Annotated in this window: 5 protein-coding genes; 1 reads left to right on the top strand and 4 read right to left on the bottom strand. The window is 37.6% G+C overall.

What is annotated here, in order from left to right:
- Window positions 1-157 precede the first annotated feature (157 nt).
- The 4 genes from KS419_RS07200 to KS419_RS07185 form a co-directional block, all read right to left on the bottom strand.
- Window positions 158-1,378 carry an IS110 family RNA-guided transposase gene (locus tag KS419_RS07200; protein WP_246593679.1) on the bottom strand — a complete coding sequence of 407 codons (1,221 nt, stop codon included), beginning with the start codon at window positions 1,376-1,378 and terminating at the stop codon, window positions 158-160.
- A gap of 302 nt (window positions 1,379-1,680) precedes the next feature.
- Entirely contained in the window at window positions 1,681-3,105 is a 1,425-nt protein-coding gene (locus tag KS419_RS07195; protein WP_217065444.1) for a hypothetical protein, read from the bottom strand.
- A 190-nt stretch (window positions 3,106-3,295) separates the two neighbouring features.
- The gene (locus KS419_RS07190) at window positions 3,296-3,871 is read right to left on the bottom strand and encodes an HD domain-containing protein (RefSeq protein ID WP_217065442.1); all 576 of its coding nucleotides are present in this window, start codon (window positions 3,869-3,871) and stop codon (window positions 3,296-3,298) included.
- 15 nt (window positions 3,872-3,886) lie between these two features.
- A complete protein-coding gene (locus tag KS419_RS07185) occupies window positions 3,887-4,978 on the bottom strand; it encodes an SDR family oxidoreductase (RefSeq protein ID WP_246593700.1) in 1,092 nt (363 codons plus the stop codon).
- A 121-nt stretch (window positions 4,979-5,099) separates the two neighbouring features.
- Here KS419_RS07185 and KS419_RS07180 point away from each other — a divergent pair, with 121 nt between their 5' ends.
- Window positions 5,100-6,047 (top strand): ABC transporter permease subunit, encoded by a 948-nt coding sequence (locus KS419_RS07180; protein WP_217065440.1) that lies wholly within the window; start codon window positions 5,100-5,102, stop codon window positions 6,045-6,047.
- Window position 6,048 lies beyond the last annotated feature (1 nt).

Raw genomic sequence — 6,048 nt, 5'->3', positions numbered from 1 at the left:
TTTCTTACCTACAGTCAAGTGTTTTTATTAATTAATAACTATTTTTTGGGTGGGAGGGGTACCACTCCCACCCAAAAAAACATTTTGGAAATGACAAATAGACCTGACGAGTTATGTTTTTTCGAAAGGTCATCTATGTTATAGTGTAAATAACTGATTACGAACAGATGGATGCTGTATTGTAATCATAGGTGATGTTGTGTGTGATTAGATGAAAGGCCACTTTCAAGAACTTATTCACACATGCAATTGACGCAACTTTATGGGGTTTGCCTTGAGGTTGCGTTTTTAATTTGTCATAATACTCTACAATATGATTGTTGGACTTCTTACGAAGTTTAATCATCGATTGAACCATGTAGTACAATAGTTTTCGTAATTTGTTATTTCCTCGTTTATTTATTTTATCTTTATAAAATGTATTACCAGATTGATAACGCATGATATCAATTCCAACATATGCATTCAATTGTTTATGGTTCTGGAAGCGTTGTAGATCCCCTAGTTCTCCAATTAGTCTTACAGCAGTCACCTCTCCAATCCCTGGAAAAGAAAGTAATACCTGATACTCAATACGATCTTTTGAAAGTTCAACCATCTGTTTTATAAGCATGTCTTTTTTCGCTTTAAGATCTGTGATACGTATAGCATAATCCCGAATTTGGTCACAACGAACATCATCTTTTGATATTGCTGGATAGGAATCTTGTGCTGCGTGAAGTAATTCTATTGCTTTTTCTTCTGCACGTTTAAGGGATATGTTCTTTTTTGTATTCCCTTTTATTTTATTTCGTATTACAGTTTTAGAACATGCCAATACTTCATCTGGGTGTGGGAAAAGCTGAGTGACGTTCAAAAAGAGAGCAGAACGTTTTGAAAAAAGACGCTCTAATTCAGGAAAACTAAGCTGTAAAATAGCGTGCAATCTACTGTATAGACTTATAATTTCACTATCTAGTTCATCGTAATAACGTGTTAGTGCGCGCATTTGTTTATAGTAGTTTTCTTCCTGGTATGTCGTAGAACGTTCTGTTCGAAAATGAGATTTAGCAAGCCCATGAGCATCACTTATATCTGTCTTATGACGACGCATCGAAGCCGTTTGTAGATTCGCTTCTAACGGGCTAACTCTATGATAGGTGTAGCCTTCTGCTTGAAAAAACTGTTCTAATGGTCTCGAATACACTCCTGATGCTTCAAATACAATTTCAGGTGCTTGACCATCCCGTTTAATGATTTCACAAATCCTTTCATTCAAGGCTTTAAAGGACGATTTATTATGTGTAATTTCGCCTTCATATTCACATTTATTATAGTGATTATAGATAACCATTGTACTTTTCCCCATACTAACATCGAATGCTAGAACATGTTTCATGTTCATTTCTCCTTCTCTTACCATTCATAGAAGCCTTCACATTGCCTTATCGATTCCACTTTCTTTTACTCGATCTCTTAAGGACCCAACATACTAAACTGATTCAAATAAGGGTGTGAAGTCGGCCGGTTTATAATACGGACTCTTAAATGGTCCTAGAGGCTGGTCGGCCTTACTTCACTTCTACTATAAAAAAATAGTAGCACAAACCCTGGCCAGGGTCTGCACTACTAATGTTAGTATGTTTTATTTGTCTTTCTAAGGAAGAAGATTAGATTTATTAGCACTTAGTTGTATTACTATTAAAAGAACAACAATGCAAAAACAGTTGCAACAATCAAGCCTGTGATTACTGGGAGGAAACTTTTACGGACAAGTTCAAGGACAGATATTTTCGCAAACCCAGCAATAGCGATGATCGGTGACCAGGCGACGAGAGTACCTCCTCCGACCCATATGGCGCCAATTTGACCGATGGATGCAAGTGTTGCCGGATCCATTCCTATTGATGCCGCCAATGCCTCTGAAAGGGACCCGATGAGTGGTAAGGCAGAAAATCCGGAACCGTCAAATCCGGAAATCATCCCTAAGATAAGAATACCGAATGCAGTGATAAAGGCATTTTCCGGAATGGCAGCCTGACTAGCTTCCACAAGATCAAATAAAAAGGATGGTGCATTGTCCGGGTCTGTTCTAAATACTTGGGCTGATAATTCTCCACTACCAATGAAGAAAAATCCAGCTACTGGTATAACTAGGCCCATGACTTTGAAAGCAAATACAAATCCATTCACTATATGGTCACTGACTTCCTGAAGAGTTTTACTGTAATTCCGGAAGGTAGATATCATCAGAATGAGGATAATGGCAGTGCCTCCTACTAAGGATGCCCCTGCACCATCCTCAATGGACGGAATAAAATCTGAAAACGTAGCAACAACAACATAGGTCACAATGACTAAAAAAACAGATGGGACGAGAAAAGAAAAAAGTGTACTGAATCTTCCTTCTTTGACTTCGAGGTTCTCGCCACTAATCTTCATATCCACATCACCACTGTTTTCCCAGTCCGTTAAGTTCTTTTCAGTTGGTTTCTTTATCGATTTACGAATCAGAAAATAAGCGAAGGTTAATGAAACACTTCCGGCAATAAGTGATAATATTAAAGTTTGTTCTCCTATAACATTAGCATCTAAACTGCTGCTTGAAGCGGTTAAGCCAGGTGCCACCTTCAAGATAAAGTCAGATGATAGTGCCATTCCGTGACCTGCAAGGGAAATGGCAATGGCAGCTCCTATTGGAGAAAGTCCAGCTTTAATAGCAACTGGTATTAAAAGTGCTCCAATGAGAGGCACTGATGGTGCTGGCCAGAAAAATAGGGATAGGAAGTAGGTGACTACAACCAGAATCCAAAAGGATAGATGACCGTTTTTCATTACTTTTTGGAATGGCATCACCATTTGTTGATCGGCACCAATTGATTTGATGGAGCGCAGAAGGGCCGTCATAATGGCAATGATCAGAAAGATGTCAAAAAGCTCAGTTGCAGCGGTTAAACTTGCATTAAATATTGAATGAATCCCATCCAATATGGAATTGCTGTATGCCCATGCGACGACAAAACTCATGATTAAAGCTGGAACAACAACATTCTGTCTAAATATCATCGTAACTATTATTAAGCATATTCCAGCCAAATATAGCCAGTGCGCTATTGATAGATCCATTGTTCTTATCTCCTTTGTGAAAAGAATGATGGAAATCAATAATCAGCGTATGTCATAGGCTAGGCCACTGTGTAAATTAAGAGCAGCTAATAAAAAGAGACGAAAATTCGGAATTTTCGCTCCTTAACGTAGATATTCGGCCGACGCTATGGGAGTGGATTTCCCAGAAAATGAACTAACTACACAGGTCTTATCTTTTAAATATCTCATCGATGTGTTTTTTCATCTCCTGAAATAAGTCAGGTATCGGGTTCATCCCATCAATTAGAGCCTCATACATACTTGTGTAATACCACTCCTGCAAATCTCTTCTTCCTTTAAATGATTCCCAGATTTTGTCGCCAACCTGTTCCTTTGCTTCGAGCATGGACACTAAATTATGAAGTTTGTCTGCTAAGATAACATACTTTAAAGCTAATGATGCTTCCGGCACTTTTTCAATCGTTGCTGTCTTGCGTTCGTGCCATGTTTTGGTCTTATCCGCTTCCGATGCCCCTTTAACTAATTCCATGACTTCCTTTCCGAATTTATCTCTAAGTTCTTCAAGAGTTGTATCAGTATCTTCCCATACATCATGGAGTATGGTGGAAATAATAATATCCTCTTGCTCCCCTTCCGTAAAGCCTGCCCTATCTAAGCTCGGTTGAATATAGATTGCTGCTGTAATTGGATGAGTGACATATGGAATCGGTGTTGATTTTCTTGTCTGACCTTCGTGGACCTTGGTAGCAAAGGTAACTGCTTCATGGATTTTTTTAAAATTCATAGTAAATACCTCCTGTTATTGTATCTTTATGTATTTATCATCATCATTTTTGTTTTCTCTATAAAACTGTACCATCGTGGACAATGTTTTATCAAAACCAGGGCAATGAATCTGGCTTTGCATAAGATCCTTACGGGCCACTTTGCAATCGTAAGAAGAATCGCAGTTAAAATATGGCAATGCTTCCCTCTCTACCTGTAACCATTTCCGCAATGGAGGGAAACGAAGTGATGCATCCGCCAATGTTAATGGAATTCTCCCTTTTGGAACCTTACCGAGGTATTCGTAGGCAAGCATCTTATAAATTTCAACCATCTTAAAGGGAGCTGGGTCAGTGAGGTGATAAGTTTTTCCAGCACCAGACGGAAAATGACTTAAATAGATAGATGCTTTGATGACATAATCAACCGGGACAAAATTTCCTTCCACCTCTCCTTTTCCAATATAGGGAATAAATGGAGAATGGCGGAATCGATCCAGGAGGTGAAGTATAAAATATGGACCGTCAAACTTGATGGTTTCTCCAGTTTCAGAATGCCCCCGGACGATACCCGGTCGAATAATAGTGGTTGGAACCTGTGAGGATTGTTGTTTAACCAATACTTCTGCCTCATATTTTGTCCGTTCATAATGGTTTTTAAATGTTTGATTCATTTTCAGTTCTGCTTCATAAATACGTCCTTTCCGTTCTCCGGAAACATAGGCTGTACTAAAATAAACATAACGTGTTAATTGATCTAGCTGTCGGACAAAGTCATTCACGTTCTTCGTACCGTTCACATTAATCAGCTCCGCGGTTTCCTTATCAACAGCTAGATCATAAACAGCGGCAAGGTGAAACACATAATGGACAGATTCCATTAAAGTAGACGTTAATTCACGTGGAATCCCAAGATTAGGTTTCGTAATATCCCCCGTTATTGTGGAGAATTTATCAATGGGAAAAGAAACTTCCGTAGAGATGGAGTGTAATTCTTCAACAGCTTTTTCTTTCATATTCGGCAGAATTAGTAAGTAAATGTGCTTTATTGGTAAATCACCTTTGATTAGTTCCTTGATTAATTCTCTAGCGATAAATCCGGGAAAACCCGTGAAAAAGTATATCAAGGAAACACCCCCCTTTTCTGTTATGGTATTATTCTATTAAACTAAGAATAATAGGAAAATTAGTAACTTTACAACATTTTTCTAATCAATTCTGGAAAATATCTTTCAGGAAGGGGATTCTATGAAGAAACTAGCAAATCAAAGTATTATTATTTTTATTTATTTACTATTGTTATTGACTATTATTTTTCTCGTTTTTTTACCGAGAGGACTAGAATTTACAGCCTACGACTATCATGTGGAAAGGAATTATATATATGATTGGAGTTTACATAAGGAAAGAATGCAGCAATTTTTTCAAAATTTGTTAAATGGAAGTATGGGGACGAATATATACAATAATCCAGTAAAAGACGATGTCATTTTATACTTCTTTTCCAGGAGTTTTCCTGTTATTATAGGTTCCTTTTTCTTTTCTCTATTATTTGCAGTAATGTTAGGAACGTTACAATTCAAATATCATCATAAAGTAAGTGGAAAATTATTAAAAGGATTTACTTGGATCATTCAAGCTATTCCGGATTTCTTTTTGTATATCATTGTTCAAATAACGCTATTCCAGCTATTTCGGATTGGTTTTCCAACTTTTGCAGTATATGGTTATGATGAATGGTATAGCTATCTGTTCGCGATAGGATTGATATCTTTATTGCCAAGTACATATCTTGCAATGATCATTACTCCTTCCCTGTTGGATGAATCGTCAAAACGGTATGTCCAGACTGCAGAAAGTAAAGGTCTCCCTTCTTCTTTAATTTTATGGAAACACCAATGGTCTAACATAGCTCAAAAAGTTTCTTCCCATTTACACACGCTGATGCTCATGATCATTGGTAATCTACTAATTCTTGAATACTTATTCTTTTTAAGGGGAGCCGCGATGCGAGCTTATCAGGCCCTCGGATTTCATGGTGCCACTATTATGGGAAGTTACCGTTCCATGGTATCTGACCAAGTGTTTGAACCAGAAGTGATCGTATGGATGTTTTCCTGTTTTCTTCTTGTTATTTATATTACCCACGTCATCCAGGCATATTTAACAAATTATTTCAGAAGGAAGGTGGGATAAT

The sequence above is a fragment of the Evansella tamaricis genome, assembly GCF_019042215.1.
GTDB lineage: Bacteria > Bacillota > Bacilli > Bacillales > Salisediminibacteriaceae > Evansella > Evansella tamaricis.
This window is presented reverse-complemented; position numbering and strand designations above follow the sequence as displayed.

Coding starts and splice junctions, on each gene's coding strand:
- KS419_RS07200 (WP_246593679.1), bottom strand. CDS start 1,378: ATGAAACATGTTCTAGCATTCGATGTTAGTATGGGGAAAAGTACAATG.
- KS419_RS07195 (WP_217065444.1), bottom strand. CDS start 3,105: ATGGATCTATCAATAGCGCACTGGCTATATTTGGCTGGAATATGCTTA.
- KS419_RS07190 (WP_217065442.1), bottom strand. CDS start 3,871: ATGAATTTTAAAAAAATCCATGAAGCAGTTACCTTTGCTACCAAGGTC.
- KS419_RS07180 (WP_217065440.1), top strand. CDS start 5,100: ATGAAGAAACTAGCAAATCAAAGTATTATTATTTTTATTTATTTACTA.